At 70.5% G+C, this 15,517-nt stretch carries 14 protein-coding genes; 10 read left to right on the top strand and 4 right to left on the bottom strand.

What is annotated here, in order from left to right:
• Positions 1–46: 46 nt before the first annotated feature.
• Positions 47–889, top strand: coding sequence for a SigB/SigF/SigG family RNA polymerase sigma factor (locus ACFYY2_RS02710; protein WP_388736021.1), 843 nt, complete (start codon positions 47–49; stop codon positions 887–889).
• A 185-nt stretch (positions 890–1,074) separates the two neighbouring features.
• Here ACFYY2_RS02710 and ACFYY2_RS02705 read toward each other — a convergent pair whose 3' ends face one another.
• Positions 1,075–3,354: a SpoIIE family protein phosphatase gene (locus tag ACFYY2_RS02705; RefSeq protein WP_388736017.1), complete on the bottom strand. Its 2,280-nt coding sequence runs from the start codon at positions 3,352–3,354 to the stop codon at positions 1,075–1,077.
• Positions 3,355–3,641: 287 nt separating this feature from the next.
• On the opposite strand from ACFYY2_RS02705, the gene ACFYY2_RS02700 reads away from it, so the two are divergent.
• The 3 genes from ACFYY2_RS02700 to ACFYY2_RS02690 all read left to right on the top strand — a co-directional run bounded on the left by ACFYY2_RS02700 (position 3,642) and on the right by ACFYY2_RS02690 (position 6,851).
• The gene (locus ACFYY2_RS02700; RefSeq protein ID WP_388736015.1) at positions 3,642–4,112 is read left to right on the top strand and encodes a hypothetical protein; all 471 of its coding nucleotides are present in this window, start codon (positions 3,642–3,644) and stop codon (positions 4,110–4,112) included.
• A gap of 236 nt (positions 4,113–4,348) precedes the next feature.
• Entirely contained in the window at positions 4,349–6,232 is a 1,884-nt protein-coding gene (gene nhaA / locus ACFYY2_RS02695) for a Na+/H+ antiporter NhaA (RefSeq protein WP_388736012.1), read from the top strand.
• A 100-nt stretch (positions 6,233–6,332) separates the two neighbouring features.
• Positions 6,333–6,851: a hypothetical protein gene (locus tag ACFYY2_RS02690; protein WP_388736010.1), complete on the top strand. Its 519-nt coding sequence runs from the start codon at positions 6,333–6,335 to the stop codon at positions 6,849–6,851.
• A 48-nt stretch (positions 6,852–6,899) separates the two neighbouring features.
• On the opposite strand, the gene ACFYY2_RS02685 is transcribed toward ACFYY2_RS02690, so the two are convergent.
• A complete protein-coding gene (locus ACFYY2_RS02685; protein ID WP_388736008.1) occupies positions 6,900–7,157 on the bottom strand; it encodes a hypothetical protein in 258 nt (85 codons plus the stop codon).
• Positions 7,157–7,387, bottom strand: a complete 231-nt coding sequence (locus ACFYY2_RS02680) for a hypothetical protein (RefSeq protein WP_388736005.1) — start codon at positions 7,385–7,387, stop codon at positions 7,157–7,159. Before ACFYY2_RS02680 ends, ACFYY2_RS02685 begins: the two co-directional genes overlap by 1 nt.
• 537 nt (positions 7,388–7,924) lie before the next feature.
• On the opposite strand from ACFYY2_RS02680, the gene ACFYY2_RS02675 reads away from it, so the two are divergent.
• The 3 genes from ACFYY2_RS02675 to ACFYY2_RS02665 all read left to right on the top strand — a co-directional run bounded on the left by ACFYY2_RS02675 (position 7,925) and on the right by ACFYY2_RS02665 (position 10,880).
• Entirely contained in the window at positions 7,925–8,770 is an 846-nt protein-coding gene (locus ACFYY2_RS02675; RefSeq protein WP_388736003.1) for an MIP/aquaporin family protein, read from the top strand.
• Between the two features lie 27 nt (positions 8,771–8,797).
• Positions 8,798–10,315, top strand: a complete 1,518-nt coding sequence (glpK, locus tag ACFYY2_RS02670; protein WP_388736000.1) for a glycerol kinase GlpK — start codon at positions 8,798–8,800, stop codon at positions 10,313–10,315.
• Between the two features lie 193 nt (positions 10,316–10,508).
• The gene (locus ACFYY2_RS02665) at positions 10,509–10,880 is read left to right on the top strand and encodes a hypothetical protein (RefSeq protein WP_388735998.1); all 372 of its coding nucleotides are present in this window, start codon (positions 10,509–10,511) and stop codon (positions 10,878–10,880) included.
• Positions 10,881–11,162: 282 nt separating this feature from the next.
• On the opposite strand, the gene ACFYY2_RS02660 is transcribed toward ACFYY2_RS02665, so the two are convergent.
• Positions 11,163–11,612: a spore-associated protein gene (locus ACFYY2_RS02660; RefSeq protein ID WP_388735995.1), complete on the bottom strand. Its 450-nt coding sequence runs from the start codon at positions 11,610–11,612 to the stop codon at positions 11,163–11,165.
• Positions 11,613–12,148: 536 nt separating this feature from the next.
• Here ACFYY2_RS02660 and ACFYY2_RS02655 point away from each other — a divergent pair.
• The 3 genes from ACFYY2_RS02655 to ACFYY2_RS02645 all read left to right on the top strand — a co-directional run bounded on the left by ACFYY2_RS02655 (position 12,149) and on the right by ACFYY2_RS02645 (position 15,217).
• A complete protein-coding gene (locus ACFYY2_RS02655; protein ID WP_388735992.1) occupies positions 12,149–12,769 on the top strand; it encodes a hypothetical protein in 621 nt (206 codons plus the stop codon).
• A 476-nt stretch (positions 12,770–13,245) separates the two neighbouring features.
• Positions 13,246–14,169: an RNA polymerase sigma-70 factor gene (locus ACFYY2_RS02650; protein WP_388735990.1), complete on the top strand. Its 924-nt coding sequence runs from the start codon at positions 13,246–13,248 to the stop codon at positions 14,167–14,169.
• Between the two features lie 115 nt (positions 14,170–14,284).
• Positions 14,285–15,217, top strand: a complete 933-nt coding sequence (locus ACFYY2_RS02645) for an LLM class F420-dependent oxidoreductase (RefSeq protein WP_388735988.1) — start codon at positions 14,285–14,287, stop codon at positions 15,215–15,217.
• Positions 15,218–15,517: the final 300 nt, after the last annotated feature.

Genomic DNA, 15,517 nt, shown 5'->3' with positions numbered 1-15,517 from the left:
AACGATGATCACTGAACAGATCGCAGGCACCATACCGGCTGACGGTATGTCGGCTACGGAGCCGTCGCCCCAGCGCGTAGGTGAGCTGCCGTGGATCGAGGACGCGGGCAAGGTCGCCCCGAAGGACGCGCGCGCCCTGTCGACCCTGTTCTTCGAGCGGCTGCGGGTCCTGGAGGAGGGGACGAGGGAGCACCAGTACGCCCGCAGCACCCTCATCGAGATGAACATCTCGCTGGTCCGGTTCGCCGCGCGCCGCTTCCGCAACCGGGGCAGCGGCGACATGGAGGACATCACGCAGGTCGGCACGATCGGCCTCATCAAGGCCATCGACCGGTTCGAGCTGTCCCGGGAGGTGGAGTTCACGACCTTCGCCGTCCCCTACATCGTGGGCGAGATCAAGCGCTTCTTCCGTGACACGACCTGGGCCGTCCACGTCCCGCGGCGGCTCCAGGAACTGCGCGTGGAGCTCGCGAAGGCCAAGGACGAACTCGCCACCCGGATGGACCGCGACCCCACGGCCAAGGAACTGGCGGCCTTCCTGGACCTCACCGAGGACGAGGTCATCGAGGGCATCATCGCGTCGAACGGCTACACCGCCGGTTCCCTGGACCTGCCGACCGACACCGGTGAGACCACCGGCACGGGCTCCCGGACCTTCGCCGACATCCTGGGCGAGCCGGACTCCGCCATGGAGACGGTGGAGAACCTGCACGCCCTGGCACCTCTCCTAGAACAGCTCGACGACCGCGAGCGTCGCATCATCGAGATGCGCTTCGGTCAGGAGATGACGCAGTCACAGATCGGGGCCGAGCTGGACGTCTCCCAGATGCACGTCTCGCGTCTCCTCACCCGCACACTGGCCAAGCTGCGTTCGGGAATGCTGGCCTGACCACCCCGCACCCTCGGCCACGCGGCCGGTACGGGGGCGGGGCCGCCGGCGGAGCGCCGCGCGGCAGCCCGACCGACCGGTGAGCTGCCGCGCGGCCGGGCCACGTCCGGCCCCCGCCCGCGCTCCGCGTCGCGCGGGCCCGGGTGCCCAGAGGGTTCGGGTGCCCATGCGGATTCGGGGCGCGCCTACGCGGCCGCCTCATCGTCGAGGGACTCCTCGACCCAGATGACCTTGCCGTGCGAGGAGTAGCGGGTCCCCCATCGCCCGGCAAGAGCGGCGACGATCATCAGGCCCCGCCCGTCCTCGTCCTGGACCCGTGCGTGGCGCAGGTGCGGGGCGGTGGATGCCTCGTCCGAGACCTCGATCGTCAGAGACCGGTCGCGCACGAGCCGGACCGTCGGATTGCCGCTCGCGTGTCGGATCACGTTGGTCACCAGCTCGCTCACGACCATCTCAGCGGTGAACACGTGCGATTCGAGTCCCCACTCCTCCAGTTGGTGGCCGACCCGCTCCCTGAAGTCCGCGACGGAGGCGGGGTTCCGGTCACCCGTCCACGTGGCCACCCGGTCGTCGGGCAGCCGGTGGGTGTGGACGGCGAGGATGGCGGCACCGTCGGCGGTCTGACGGCCGAGGAGTGCCTGGACGATGCTGTCGCAGGTGGCCTTGGGGTCGTGACCTGCGCAGGCGGCGGCCCCCCGGAGCTCGGCCATGCGGTCCGCCCCGCGCCCGCCCGACTCCAGGATCGACTCGGAGTACAGGGTGACCATGCTCTCCGGGGCGACGGTCATGCGCCCCACCTCGTAACTGGCACCCTGCCCGAGCGGTGCGCCGACCGGCACGTCCGCGGGCGTCACTTCGCCGGTCACCGAGGTGACGAGCGGGGAGGGCCAGCCGGCCGATGCGGCGGTCAGTTCCCCGCCCCGGGGGTCGTAGACGGCGTACAGACACCGGGGGGCGTCCGCCGCCGAGGGCCAGGGATCCGGGCTCCCGGGGAGAATCCTGCCTGTGACGTCGTCCAGGTGGGCCAGCAGTTCGTCGGGGGGAAGTTCGAGCGCGGCGAGGGTGCCGAGCGCCGTCCGGAAGCGTCCCATGGTGACCGACGCGTCGAGGCCCTGTTGGGGGACCTGGCCGATGGCGAGGCCGACGCGGGCCGCGGACAGGGCGATGACGTCGAACCAGACGGTGTGCCGGCTCCCCGGCGTGTAGAAGTGCGCCGTGCTCACGGCGGAGAGTTCGGGAAACGTCTCGGGGAGCAGCTTCCGTTGCAGGGTGACCGCCGTGGTGTGTTCCCTCGTGTAGCGGCGCGCGTTCTCGATGTGGATGCACGCCGTGGCGCTGACCTGCTCGGCGAGATCCAGGTCGTGCGGGTCGAACGGCAACGGGTGGCGCGGCCCCCGGTAGAAGCTGGCCAGTCCCAGGACCCGCCCGTGGAACGACAGGGGCAGGACGATCATCGAGTGGATCCGCGCGTCCTTCAGGGCGCCGGTGCGCGCGACGTCGTGCATCAGCCAGTCGGACGGCGATCTGTCGGGGGCGAGCAGCCTCGGTGTGAGGTCGGCCATCGCCTGCGTGTACGGCGTGGGAGAGGTGAAGTAGCTCATCTCCCCCACGGCGTAGACGGCCCGAAGGTTCCCGGGGGCCTCGAAGGCGGCCCGGCGCAGGGCGATGTCGGTGCCGACCGGTGGCGGAGGGGCGTCCGATCCCTGCAGCACCGCGTCGATGAGGTCGACCGAGACCGCGTCGGCGAAGTCCTCGGTGGCCACCGAGGCGAGCTCCCGCGCGGTCCGCATCGCGTCCAGCGTGGTGCCGATCGTCTCGTGCGCGCGGGCGAGGAGGCGCGTGGCGCCCTGGGCGCGGTCCTGTGCGGTGACGTCGTGGATCACCGACCCCGCGCCGATGGTCCGCCGGCCGTCCCTCAGCCGGAAGGCCGTGACCGCGAAGACTCTCGGCTGCCCTCGCCCGTCGTGGCCGTGCACCTTCCCGCGCACGGCCGGATCACCGCCGTCGAGGACCTGTTGCAGGAAGTCCGCCATCGGAAGACGGGAACCGAGGTCGGCCACCCGGTTCCCGAGCACCTGATCCGCCGTGCGTCCGCGCATCGCGAGAACCGCCGAGTTGCTGCGTACGACACGTGACTCGGCGTCGTACATCTCCAGGCCCGCGGTGGACTGCTCGAAGGCCGAGAACTCGAAGGCCGCCTCCAGTTGCGCCGCGCCGGGAGGGGGCGGACCACTCCTCACGGTGACGCGCGTCGTGGCGTCGTCGCGGGTGGCGTCGAGAGAGAGGGAGACCTGTCCGGGAGGTTCGCCGCCGTCCTCGGACAGCTCCACGAGGGCGCGAAGCAACTGCCCCGCGCTCATGCCCTCGGTGTCCGCAGCGGAAAGCGACGGATACCTCTTCGCACCGTCGTGCCATTCGGAGACGTTCCCGCTGCCGTCCAGGGTGAATGAAGTGTCGTGTGCCATCGTCGGCACCTTCCCGCACAGCCCTTCTCCCGCGGATGGGCGTCGGCGCCCCGGCCGTGCGACGTCTCTTCCAGGCTGATGGCTGGGCGCACGGTCGGCAACCTCGGTCCGCGCGCCGCTCCCGTGTGCCGCCGACGAGCCCTCGGGCGTCGGCAGGACCCGCCGTGCCCTGCGGGCTCCCGCTCGCCGATGATGCGGGGCCGGGGCGGGGATGCGACGCTTGGGGTGCGCTCGGGGGCAAGAGCCGTGGGCCCCGGCCCATCCGATCGCGCGACGGAAGGATCGTCATGATCCGTTTGATGCGCCCCCTCCTGTACGGGGCGGCAGCCGGAGCGGCCGGGACGACCGCGCTCAACATCGTCAGCTACGCCGACATGGCGATCCGGGGCCGCGCCGCCAGCAACACCCCGGAAGTGACCCTGCGCAGACTGGCCGAGAAGCTGCATGTGCCCATCCCCGGTGAGGGCACGACGCTGGAGAACCGGATCGCCGGACTCGCGCCGATGACCGGATTCGCCGCCGGGCTCGGCATGGGCGCCGCGCTGGCGCTGGCCCGCGCTGCCGGATGGCGGCCGTCCACGGCCGCTCAGTACACCGCGGCCTCGATCGGTGCCCTCATCGGGACGAATGGACCGATGACGGTGCTGGGTGTGACCGATCCACGCACCTGGGGGGCCTCGGACTGGGTCTCGGACATCGTCCCGCACCTGGCCTACGCGTGGGTGACCGTGAGCGTGCTCGACGGCCTGGAGAGCTGACGGCCGGACCGGCCCGCCACCCACGACCCGTTGGAGCGCCGGATGCCGCGAATCACCGATCCGGATGCCGCACTGCGCCGACGGGTCGAGCCGGTGGCTCCCTCGGACGGGCATCCGGCACGCGTACGTAACCGGGCCGGGTCGCGGTGCCCGGGTCGGGTCGCCGGGACTGCCCGATACAGGCGGAATGCTACATTCGTCTGGATCATGTCGCGGCGCCTAGTGAGCGGTTGGGTATGTCTGACGGGAGCTCCGCCTTCACGCGGCAGACGAAGGTCGGCACCACCTCACCCTCACCGTTGCGGACGTTCCTGCGGACGGAGTCCGGCAGTGCGGTGGCGCTCGTGGCGGCGACGCTCGCGGCCCTCGTCTGGGTCAACGTCACGGTCACCGGCTACGAGACGTTCTGGCTGACGGACCTGTCCGTCCGGATCGGCGCGTACGAGCTGCGGCTGTCCCTGCGTTCGTGGGTGAACAGCGGGCTGATGACGTTCTTCTTCCTCGTCGTCGGGCTGGAGGCGCGCCGCGAGTTCGACATGGGGGAACTCCGCGACCGCCGGAGGACCGTACTGCCGCTGGCGGCGGGCACGGGCGGCATGCTCGTGCCCGTCGCCGTCTATCTCGCCTTCAACGCCGGCAGTGGTGCGGCACGGGGCTGGGGAGCGGCGATGTCGACCGACACCGCCTTCGCCCTGGGCATGCTCGCCATCATCGGGCGCCGGACACCCCCGGGGCTGCGGGTCTTCATCCTCACCATGTCGGTGGTGGACGACTTCCTGGCCCTGGCGGTGATCACCGTCGTCTACAGCGAGAGCGTGCGTGTGCCCGTGCTCGTCTGCGCCCTGATCGCCCTGGGCGTGATCCTCCTCTCCTGGCGGCTGTGGGTACGCCGCGGTGTGGTCTACGCGGTGCTGGCACTGGCCATCTGGGTGGTCTTCCTCGAATCCGGCGTGGAGCCCGTGGTGATCGGTCTCGCCATGGGCCTTGTGACCTGCGCGTATCCGGCGTCGCGTGAGGACCTGGAGCGCGCGACGGGATTGTTCCGGCTCTTCCGCGAGCAACCGACGCCTGAACTGGAGCGGTCCGTGCGCGCGGGCCTCACCTCGGCCGTCTCCCCGAACGAGCGCCTGCAGAGGCTGTTCCACCCGTGGACCAGCTATGTGATCGTCCCGCTCTTCGCCCTGGCCAACGCCGGAATCCACATCACCGGCGACGAGTTGGCGCGGTCCTTCTCCTCGCCCGTGACCCTCGGCATCCTCGTCGGGTACGTGGCCGGCAAGCCTCTGGGCGTCCTCGCGGCGTCGGCACTGACCACCGCCCTCAGCCGCGGGCGGATCAGGCCTCCCGTCGGCTGGGGGGCCATCCTCGTCGGGGGAACCCTGTCCGGCGTCGGTTTCACGGTGTCCCTCCTCATCGCGACCCTCGCCTTCGACGGCCCCCGGCTCACCGAGGCGAAGATCGGCATCCTGAGTGCGGTGCTGTGCGCCTTCCTGGTCAGCCGGTTCGCCACCGTCGTCATCGCCCTGTTCCCCCGCCGGCTGCGGGTACGGGCCCTGCTCGGCAGGGCGGAGACGATCGTCGACCTCGCCGTACCCGTGGATCCCGCGCGCGACCACGTGCGGGGACCGCAGCACGCGCCGGTCACCGTCGTGGAGTACGGCGACTACGAGTGCCCGTACTGCGGCGAGGCCGAGCCGGTCCTGCGGGAACTGCTCAGGGACTTCGGCGACGTCCGCTACGTCTGGCGGCACCTCCCCCTGACAGACGTCCACGTGCATGCCCAGATCGCCGCGGAGGCGGCGGAGGCGGCCGCCTCGCAGGGGAGTTACTGGGAGATGCACAGCATGCTGATGGACCACCAGGGGGCGCTCCGGTTCGAGCACCTCGTGGGATACGCCCGTGACATCGGGCTGGACACGGAGCGCTTCCAGCGGGACATGCGCGCCCACGCCGGGTCGGCCCACGTGGCCGAGGACGTGGAGTCGGCCGACCTCAGCGGCGTGGCCGGAACACCGACGTTCTTCGTCAACGGACTCCGGCACCAGGGCGCCTACGACATCGACAGCCTGTCCACCGCGGTGCGCGTCGCGAGGGCGCGGGCCACGGTGCTGCGACGCTGAGAAGACGGCCCCGACCCCGGCCTCCACACGCTTCGTGGCTCGGCAGCTGACGTACATTCACTCCCATGTCACGCATGTTGGGATCCCGGCTGGTCGTTCAGTGAGCGGCTGGTGGGCCTACTTGGAGGAACGGACCCGCCGAGAGGTCGACACGGACGTGCTGAGCGACCTGCGGCTGCGGGCGATCAGGTCCGTGTGGAGGGCCCTGCGCCCGTTGGGGCTGGGCTTGCACGAGGCGGAGCTCGTGGTCCACGCGCGCTACACGGCTCTTGGCGACCAGGTGCAGCGCACGCCGCCCGATCCGCTCGATGTCCCGTCGCTCGCAGCGCGTGCCGCAGCTCTCCCCGGCCGTGCAGCTGCGGTCGAGGCCCTCTGGGACGGCGACACCGTGCACGATTGGTTCGTGCTGCTGGTCGCGATCCTGGACGGCGGGGACGGAGAGGGCCACTTGGCGACCGTCTACCACCGTCGCGGATTCCCCGCGGGTGCTACCGCCGCCGAGGCGGGCCGAGCGCTGGCCGGTCACCTTGGTGTGCCGTTCCACTTCGCCTCGCCGGACGTTCCTGACGACGAGGCCCCCCGATGGCGAGCCGTCCAGCGGCCTGCGGAAGGGCCGTGATCCCTTCGGCTTCCGAGTCATGGGCCGACTGCGGGCAGCAATGCGGGGTCAGGCCTCGATGTACGCGACGACGACCACCGTGCGCAGCGCTGTGACGAAGTACAGGACCCGGACCTCTTCGATCGCGTCGGCGTACTGGCGGAGCGGCGGCTCGGCGCCCGTCCCGGGGAGGGGTTCGCCGATGTCGGGGTCGACGCTGATGACCACGAGGGTGCGGTCCAGGGCGTGCACGGCACGCTCGGAGAGTTCTTCGAGCTGCTTGGCCGCCGAGTCGCTGAAGGCGATGCGGGCCCGCCTGGAGGACATCAGGCCACCGCGGGGCGCTGGGCGGCGAAGTGGGCGAGGCGGGCGTCGCGGAGGTCCTCCCAGGGTGTGCACGCGTCGACGGGCGGCAGCCCGTTGGCCGCGATGTCCTCCAGGACGGCGGCGAGGCGGTCGGCGTCGGCGCGGGTCTTCGCCGCGTAGGCCCGGACCGCGTCGGCCGCCGAGGGCTCCAACTGTGCGCGGACCGCGTCGGGGACGGGCTGTTCGCTCATCGAGGGCTCCTGGCGTGTGTACGGCGTCCCCCTCACGGTAGCGCCGGGTTCCGGGCCCGGTCCCGGGTACGCACGAACCGGTGAACGCCACGCTCGTTGCCACACGTTGGTCGGCTGCCTGACGCCCCTCGAACGCGCCTCCGCTCGAAGGATGCGGCCCCACGCCGGAGCCCGGCGCCGTCGGCCGGACGGGCGGCCGCGACCACGCACCGCCCTCGCCCCACACTCGACCGGCCCACGGACCGCGCGACGAACGCTCTCACCCGATCGGGGCAGTGGCCGACGGACGGGCGTCCGCCGCTTCCCCGCCCGGGACGGCTGGTTCCCCGCCCGGGACGGCTGGTTCCCCGCCCGGGACGGCCTCCCCCACGCCGCCGGACGCGTACGCGCCACGGCGGCTCCTCGGCGTGACACGTTCGGCGCGCCTGAAGCTGACGCACGCTTCGTCCTGATATGCGGTCTTCTGTGCCCCGTCTTAGCCTACTGACACTGCTCACATAATCGACGGCCGGTCCAGCCGGCGGAGGGCGAGCTTCCATGGCTGAGCGAGCAAAAAGACTCGGACTGGTCGGCGAACTGTCGGCCGAGTTCGCGGGCACCCTGATCCTCATCCTGTTCGGGTGCGGTGTGGTGGCCCAGGTAGTGGCGGGCGGCGCCCTGACGGATCCGCCCGGCGGGCTCGGGAACCACGACAGCATCTCCTGGGCATGGGGCCTGGGTGTCACCCTCGGCGTCTACGTGGCGGCTCGGCTGAGCGGTGCTCATCTGAATCCCGCTCTGACCATCGCCCTCGCCACGTTCAGGGGATTCCCCTGGAAGAAGGTCGCTCCCTACGCGCTGGCCCAGACGGCCGGCGCGTTCGTGGCTGCCCTCCTCGTCCGCTGGAACTACACCGAGGCACTGGCGAAGGCCGACCCCGGACACACCGAGAAGACGCAGATCGTCTTCTCCACGCTGCCCGCCAACGGCAACACCGCTCTGCCGGTGCACGAGTGGGGCGCCTTCCGCGACCAGGTCATCGGCACGGCGATCCTGCTCCTGCTGGTCATGGCCATCACCGACATGCTGAACACACCGCCCGGCGCGAACCTGGCACCGTTCATCATCGGCCTGGTCGTGGTGGCGATCGGCATGGCGTGGGGAACCAACGCGGGATATGCGATCAACCCCGCCCGTGACTTCGGCCCCCGGCTCGCGAGCTTCATCACCGGCTACGACGGAGCCTGGCGGGACCAGTACGGGAATCTCTACTTCTGGGTCCCCATCGCGGGCCCCGTGGTCGGCGCCCTGCTCGGCGGGGGTCTGTACAAGGGCTTCATCGGCCGATTCCTGCCGGTCGCCGAACCCGAGCCGCCGGGACGCGTCCCGGCACCCCAGGACTGACGGCACCGGCCGGAGAGGTGAAACATCATGGCGGACTTCATCGGCGCGGTGGACCAAGGCACCACCAGCACCCGATTCATGATCTTCGATCACGGCGGCAACGAGGTCGCCAAGCACCAACTGGAGCACGCCCAGATCCTCCCTCGTTCGGGGTGGGTGGAACACGACCCCGTGGAGATCTGGGAACGGACCAACTCGGTGATCCAGAACGCCCTGAGATACGGCGGCCTGTCACCGACCGACCTGGCGGCCATCGGCATCACCAACCAGCGCGAGACGACGGTGGTCTGGGACCGCCGCAACGGGCGTCCCTACTACAACGCCATCGTGTGGCAGGACACGCGTACGGACGTCATCGCGGCGAACCTCGAACGCTCGGGCAAGGGCGACGTCATCCGCCGGAAGGCCGGCCTACCGCCGGCGACGTACTTCTCCGGCGGGAAGATCCAGTGGATCCTGGAGAACGTCGACGGGGTGCGGGAAGCGGCCGAGGCCGGCCACGCCGTCTTCGGCAACACCGACGCCTGGGTCCTGTGGAACCTGACCGGTGGTCCTGACGGCGGCATCCACGCCACCGACGTGACCAACGCGAGCCGCACCATGCTGATGGACCTGGAGACGCTCGACTGGGACGACGAGCTCCTGGGCTTCTTCGGTATCCCCCGGAGCATGCTTCCCAAGATCAATCCGTCCTCGCACCCGGAGGCGTACGGGGCGACCCGCACGTCGCGGCCCCTGCGCGCCGCCATCCCCATCGGCGGCGTCCTCGGCGACCAGCAGGCTGCCACCGTCGGACAGGTCTGCTTCTCCCCCGGCGAGGCCAAGAACACGTATGGCACGGGCAACTTCCTCGTGCTCAACACCGGCCATGAACTGGTCCGCTCCGAGCACGGGCTGCTCACCACGGTGGCCTACCAGTTCGGTGACGAGCCGGTGGTGTACGCGCTGGAGGGTTCCATCGCGGTCACCGGGTCCGCGGTGCAGTGGCTGCGCGACCAGATGAAGATCATCAAGACGGCACCCGAGAGCGAGGAACTGGCGCGCACCGTCGAGGACAACGGCGGGATGTACTTCGTCCCCGCGTTCTCGGGTCTGTTCGCGCCGTACTGGCGCTCGGACGCCCGCGGAGCGATCGTCGGCCTGGCCAGGTACAACGACAACGCCCATCTGGCCAGGGCGACCCTGGAGGCCATCTGCTACCAGAGCCGCGATGTGGTCGAGGCCATGGAGCAGGACTCCGGCGTCCACCTCGACGTGCTCAAGGTCGACGGTGGTGTCACGGCCAACGACCTCTGCATGCAGATCCAGTCGAACGTGCTCGGTGTCCCGGTCAGCCGTCCTGTGGTCGCGGAGACGACCGCGCTCGGCGCGGCCTACGCGGCCGGACTCGCCACGGGCTTCTGGGAAAGCACGGACGAACTGCGTACGCACTGGGCCGAGTCCAAGCGCTGGACACCCGAGTGGTCCGAGGAGCAGCGCGCGGAGGGGTACGCGGGCTGGAAGAAGGCGGTGGAGCGCACCCTCGACTGGGTGAAGGTTCCCTGAGCCCTTCGGAGTCCCGGGTTGCCGGGACGCTCCGCGGGGGCGCCCCGTGGCAACGTCAGGCCGGCCGGCATCAGTTGATGTCGGCCGGCCCACGTGCGTGCCGGTGAGCGAGGCGGCCGGAGGCGCGCAGAGGGAGTAATCTCCTGGCGAGCCGCGCCTGACAGTGCGGACGAGGAATCGGCCGGGGAGTGACATGGTGCGGGCGTTCGGAGCGGTGATACCGGTTCTCGCTCTGGTGGCGACGGCGGCGGGGTGTTCCTCGTCCACGGGCGGCGACGAACAGTGGCTGGCCGAGCAGCAGGGAACCTACTGCTCACGATTGGGGACGTGGCAGAAGGCCGAGAACGCGGGCACGCAGGCTCCGACGCCGTCAGGGTTCGACGAGGTGGGGGCCATGGCCCAGGACGTCCTCCTCGCGATGCACGCGCTCCGGGACGAGCCCGTCGGCGGGGGCCGCACCCTGGGTGAGGCGACGGCTGCAGCGATGAACGGCAGCGACCCGGAGGCGGTGGAACGCCTCGTGACGTACTGCGAGGACGCGAATTTCGAGACGCCGCCGCGCTGAGACCGCCCGGCCCTCGCGTCGCCGGCCCGGAGGGAGGCGGGATCGTACGCGAACACCGCGTGTACGACGGGATTTCGCTCCGGGCCCGGATCAAAGGAACCCAGGCCGACGGGCCGGAGGTGGGGGCCGGGATCTGCTGAGTGACGACCACCTGCCGGCCCACCGCGGGTTCCCGAGTGCTCTGCGGCTCATGCTCGCCTCCCGACGGTCCTCGGGCGGCCGGAACCGCCTGTCGGAATCACGGGAGGCGACACGGGAACCCGCGGCCGGTCGATGTCCGGGTCAGCGGATCTCGACGGTCCTGCGCTCCTTCAGGGACGCGCAGTTGGAGTTCTCCACCGACACGTACACGTTGTCGATGTTGCCGCCCCAGCTCACGCAGTAGCCCTTGCCGTAGACGCGGGCGGGGCCGGCGTACGACGTGAAGTTCCCGTTGTCACCGGCGTACTCGTCGGTGGCGGGGACGTAGATGTACGTGGACATGGGCTTGGCCTTGCCCGGGTTCGTCCGGATGGTCGTGACGCAGTTCTTGCCGTTCGTGGAGTTGTACGTCAGGTAGACGGTCCCCAGCGAGCCGACGGGCACGGAGTTGACGGTCTTGTAGGCACTGCCGCAGACCCCCTGCGGCGTGACGTTGGGTGCGGCGGAGGCGGTGGCACTGAACGCGGTCGTGGCCCCCACCACCAGTGCGGTCACCGCTCCGGCAGTCGCGATATTGCGCCTGATTCCCATTATTTCCCCCTTGTGTCCCTGAGAGCTGTTTGCTCCTGCTTGATGTGACCCACGAAGCGCACAGATGGTTGTGCGGCAATCACTCCGAGGTGTCGAGTGCCGGCCGGGGGCGCCGGACGGGACAGCCCGTGCCTGCCGTTGCCGACAGACGGGCAGTCAGGCCTCTTCGTGGCGATGGCACCCTCGTGGCGATGGCGCCCTCGTGGCGATGGCGTCGACCACCCGTGCGGCTCGGAACCGTGGTGCGCCGGTTTCGAACAACGAACTTCACAGCACCACCACACCTGCATCATTGGCTGAATCCAGCACCTCCGCCGTTCCAGGTGATCCGGAAGCGATGACCCCCCGCCCTCGACGGCGATCGGTCGAATCAAGGCAGGCAAATCGATGGGTGAACTGTGTGGAGCGTGTAGCACAGGAGCTGCCCCCTGTTCGAGTCGGTCACACTTTGCGTAAAAGAATGCCTACGTGACCTTGTCGGTGTGAGTAGCATCAGCGACCACACACTTTGAAGCTCAGCCAACGACGAGGATCACATGGCCAAAAATTCTCCACCAGCCGGCATCAGTGCGGATTACACGCAGCGAATCGCCGACGACCTGTCGGCGAACCGCAGTGCGCAGGAACGAGTGCGTGCGGAATTGACGAGTCTTCAGGAACAGCTCGTCCACCTGGAGAGCGGTGAACAGGTCCTGATCAAGATGCAGGCGGTGCTGGACAGCACGGCGGAGCCGGCCGCTCCCACCGTCGGCACGCGGGCGACCGCCTCGGTCCCGTCGGCACGCCGGGCCAAGGGCAAGCCGGCGGCCCGCAAGCGGGCGGGGAAGTCCGCGTCGGAGCCGGCGAAACCGAAGTCCGCCGCCGCGAAGGGCGGGGCGCCCAAGGCCACCGGCGAGCCGACATGGCGCGAGCTGGTCGGGAAGTACCTGTCGAGCCAGCGGGAGCCGAAGTCCTCGGCCGAGGTCGCCGCCGCACTGACGGAGGAGCAGCCGAAACGGGGTGTACAGGTCGCGGTGGTGCGCAACACGCTCGAACAGGGCGTCGCACAAGGCCTGTTGGAGCGTCACAAGCAGGGACGCTCCGTCTTCTACGGCGTCGTCTCGTCCGGCGCGTCCGCCGATGCCGCCCCCGGGACGGCCGAGGCGCACGCGCGATAGCCCGCCGATCCGCCGGCCCGCTCGCTCGGTGGTCGACGGCACGAGGCACCGACATCCGGGACGCCCTGTCACCGCGGCTCACTCAAGTGAATCGGCGGTCAGGGCGTCCGCCACGTCGCGTCGGAGAGCGACCCATGGGCCGCACCACGGTCGCTGATCCTGCCCTGAATCACCGTGGCCGCGAGCGGCCGTGCCCGGGGTCCTGCGCGAATGCTCCCCCACGCCCGGTGGACCGCGATGTCACGGAGAAGGGCGCTGTCCCGTCGTGAGGAGTGCAAGCGATTCTCTGTGAAGGAGTGGCCGATGGACCTCGCACCGCGGACGGACTCGGGTTTCCCGGTCGGTCGGGCGCCGGGAGGGGCAGAGCACTCTCCAGGGCGGTACCGGGCCTCCGGGCCGGGAACCGCTGTCACGTGTCGTCGCTCGGATCGCCGCACCGCCTCTCGTGCACCCCGATCAGTGAGGAGTGGTCGCACATGAGCAGGACCGAACAGTTCCAGGAGCTGCGGCCGCTTCTCTTCTCCATCGCGTACCGGATCCTCGGCAGCGTCAGTGAGGCAGAGGACGCCGTCCAGGAGACCTGGTTGCGCTTCGAGACCTCCTCGACGGAACCGCGGTCGGTCAGGGCGTTCCTCTCCACCGCGGTGACCCGGATCTCCGTCGACGTGCTGCGGTCCGCACGTAGGCGCCGGGAGGAGTACGTGGGTGCGTGGCTTCCCGAACCGCTGCTCACCGACCCGTACGAGGACCCGGCGCGCTCGGCGGAGCTGGCCGACTCGGTGTCGATGGCGGCCCTGCTGCTCCTGGAACGCCTCAGTCCGCTGGAGCGGGCGGCGTTCGTGCTGCGGGAGGTGTTCGGCTTCGGCTATCCCGAGGTCGCCACCGCGGTCGGACGGTCGGAGGCGGCGTGCCGGCAGCTGGTGGTGCGGGCACGCCGCCACATGACCGCGGGCCGCCCACGCTTCGAGGCGGACCGGAAGGAACGGGAGGCCCTGGCCGCGCGGTTCTTCGACGCCCTTCGGGAGGGCGACGTCGCCGGGCTGCGGGATCTCCTCGCCGCGGATGTGACGCTGGTCGGCGACGGTGGCGGGAAGGCGCCCCAACTCGCGAGGGCCGTCAACGGCGCCGAGAGCGTGGCCCGGCTCCTGGCCTCCGTGTTCCCCTCGATGGTCCGGACGCATGTCGTCCTCGAACCGCACGAGGTCAACGGCCGGCCGGGCGCGGTCTTCCGGGACCGGGAGGGCAGGGTGCTGCACACGATGACACTCGATGTGCTCGACGGACGGATCACGGCCATCGGCACGGTCATCAACCCCGACAAGCTCGCGCATCTGGGCCCGGTGGCGGACGCGTGGGCTCTGCATCGCGAGGTCCGTGCGGCACGCAGGCTCTCGGGCTGAAGGGGCGGTCGCTGCGGCCACGTGTGCGGGGCACGGTGGGAAGCGGCGGCCACCCGTTCGGATGAACCGGATCCGGCCCGGGAATAGCGGCGGCGGAGTGCTGTTGATGCAGACCATGACTTCTGAGACGCGCACGGCATTCGGACGGGTCGGCATCTGGAGCGGCGCCCTGCACGGGTCGCGGACCGACGACGCGGGCAGGCGGGCGATCGCTCAGGCGGTGGCCGAGCTCGACGACCTGGGGTACGGCACCTTGTGGATCGGCGGCAGTCCCTCGCCCGACGACGCGGCAGCCCTGGTCTCCGCCACCTCACGCGTCACCGTGGCCACCGGCATCCTGAGCATCTGGGACCACACCGCGGAGGAGGTGGCGGCGAGTGTCGAGGCGCTCGCCCCGGACGCACGGCGACGGTTCGTCCTCGGCCTGGGTGTCAGCCACGGCCCCATGGTGCCGCAGTACGCGAAGCCGTACAGCGCCATGGTGTCCTACCTCGACGCGCTCGACGCGGCAGGTCCGGCGGTCGACTCCGGACGACGGGTTCTGGCGGCGCTCGGCCCGAAGATGCTGAAGCTCGCGACCGACCGCGCCCTCGGCGCGCACCCCTACCTCGTCACCGCCCAGCACACGGCGGAGGCGCGCGAGGCACTGGGCCCCGACGCGCTGCTCGCCCCGGAGCTCTCGGTCGTACTCGATACGGACATCGAGCGGGCCCGCACCACGGCGCGAACCATGCTGGCGATGTACCTCCAGCTCCCGAACTACACCGACAACCTGCTGCGCCTGGGCTTCACGCGGCGCGACTTCGAGGACGGCGGTAGCGTCCGTCTGCTCGACGCCCTCTTCGCCCTGGGGGACGCCGAGCAGGTGAGGGCCCGAGCGAGGGAGTACTACGACGCGGGTGCGGACCACATCGCCTTCCAGGTGCTGACCGCCGACGGGGGTGGCTCAGGTCTGCCGATGTGTGAATGGCGGGCGCTGGCCGCCGTGTTCGCCGACGAACTCGGGGCTCCCGGGCGGCCGGCGTCCGGGAGTGTCCGGGAACCTTAGGCAGGCGATCCGGCGCCCGTCGCCGCCGTGCACGGGCCCGAGGCCGTGGTCCCGCCACCCCGCATGGTGGCGGGTCACGGCCTCGGGCTTTCCCCGGCGCCGCTTCACCACGTGCGGCGGCCGCAGGGCGCCCGCCCACGGAGACGTGGACGAGACGGGCCGGAGAGCGGGCACCGGTTCCATCGCCCCGGGCCTGGTTCCCGTCATGGCGGGGATGCGACGCACTGGAGGTGCGATGGACAGCACGACAGCCTTACTCGCGACAAGCCGCCACAGACCGGAAGGCGGCGGGCGGAGACG

Source organism: Streptomyces sp. NPDC001822 (genome assembly GCF_042892135.1).
Lineage (GTDB): Bacteria > Actinomycetota > Actinomycetes > Streptomycetales > Streptomycetaceae > Streptomyces.
This window is presented reverse-complemented; position numbering and strand designations above follow the sequence as displayed.